Source organism: Rheinheimera gaetbuli (assembly GCF_054781935.1).
Window position 1 is genome coordinate 1 of record NZ_BAAGTL010000021.1, and the last position, 1,977, is coordinate 1,977.

The following is a 1,977-nucleotide window of genomic DNA, read 5'->3' on the forward strand; positions in this document are numbered from 1 at the left end:
CTATGTGGTGCTGGAGACATTGCCGCTTACAGCTAATGGCAAGGTAGACAGAAAGACATTACCGGAACCGGATGGAGCCTCCTTGCAAGCAGAGTATGTGGCGCCGCGTACAGAGACAGAAACCTTGTTGTGCAGGATTTGGCAAGAGGTACTGGGGGTTGAGCGTATCGGGATCCACGATAATTTCTTTGCCCTTGGTGGTCACTCTTTACTGCTAATGCAAGTGATTTCCCGTTTGCAAAAAGCAGATATATTTATTAATGCCCGCCAGATCTTTGCCAGTCAAAGTTTGGTAGAGCTGGCACTGTCCATTGATAATCTGAGCTCAGACCAGCTGCATGTCAATAAACAAACATTTTCGGCCCCGGCCAATCGGATACCCGCAGAGGCACAGCAGATCACGCCTGAAATGCTGTCTCTAATTGAGTTATGTGATGAAGATATTCAAACCATTGTGTCTCAGGTTCCAGGTGGTGCATCTAATGTGCAGGATATTTATCCATTAGGTCCATTGCAGGAGGGGATCCTGTTTCACCACATGATGAGTGGTGAAAGCGATCCTTATGTCATTCCCATGTTATTCAGTATCAGGAATACAGTCGCTGTCCAGAGGTTTTTGCAGGCTCTGCAGTTTGTAGTGGACCGTCATGACACCCTGCGGACAGCCATATTATGGGAGGGACTTACTAAACCAGTGCAGGTTGTTTATCGCAATGCTAGTTTGCCAGTTAGCTGGATTAAAGCTGATAAGGGCCAGGATATATTAGCTTATATGCAGAGATTGTGTGCTCCTGAAGTACAAAAAATGGATATCACTAAAGGGCCCTTAGTGTATATACAGGTGATGGTTGCGCCAGATAGTGAAGAGCATTATGTATTGCTTCAACTCCATCATATTATTTCTGATCACGTTGGCTTAGAGGTTATTCAATCGGAAATTGGTTTATATGAAAGTGGTGACGCCGCGCAGTTGGCAGCGCCTGTACCGTATCGGGAATTTATTGCCCACACCTTGCATCAGGCGCGAAATAATGATGCTGAGGCTTATTTTCGTAATGTTCTTGGAGATGTTGCAGAGCCCACTATCCCCTTCAATCTGAAGGATATCCAAGGTGATGGTAATCAGATAATTGAATATAGGGAGCAGGTGCCAGTTGATGTCAGTATGCAACTACGTCAAGTAGCTAAATCTCTTAAAGTGAGTCCAGCCGCTTTATTCCATAGTGCCTGGGCAATTGTGGTTGGTGCTTGCAGTGGTCGTGATGATGTGGTGTTTGGCACGGTAGTCTCAGGTCGATTACAAGGCACGATTGGCGCAGAAAGCATGATGGGAGTATTTATCAACACCTTGCCTTTCAGAGTGCATTTACAGGGGCAAGATGTTGAGGCGCTGGTACGTCAGGTTCAGGACGTTTTATTGGACTTAATTCCCTATGAACAGACCCCCCTTGCTCTGGCGCAAAAATGTAGCGGATTGCCCGGTGATACGCCGCTATTTAGCGCTATGTTGAACTACCGCCATTCGGCAGGAGGGCTTACAAAAGACGTTGTACAGGACGTAACACCACCTGCTGAGACGGAATTTAATTATGAACTAATTAGCGCGCAAGATCGCAGCAACTACCCCTTTAACCTGTCGGTGGATGATGCAGGCAGAGGGTTTGGCTTGGACTTTCAGGTTGACTCGACTTTGAATGCCGAACGTGTGGCTGGTTATATGCAAGTTGTTCTTGCTGGATTAACCCAAGCATTGGTTGCTCGTCCTCAATTGTTAGTTTCTGAATTGCCTGTGTTGTCAGGTGAAGAGCGTCAAACCCAGTTAGTTGAGTGGAATAACACTGCTGAGCATTATCCGCGGGGCAAGGGAATTCATGTACTGTTTGAAGAGCAGGCCGCGGCCAGGCCGGATGCGATGGCGTTAGTGTTTGAAGACACCAGCCTGAGTTATGGTGAACTGAACACGAAAGCGAACCAACT

At 46.9% G+C, this 1,977-nt stretch carries 1 protein-coding gene; it reads left to right on the forward strand.

The genetic code is table 11. The features are described 5' to 3' along the window. Nucleotides 1-1,977 (forward strand): condensation domain-containing protein (locus ACYVIC_RS13040; protein ID WP_460860589.1); only part of this gene is annotated, 1,977 nt, incomplete at both ends.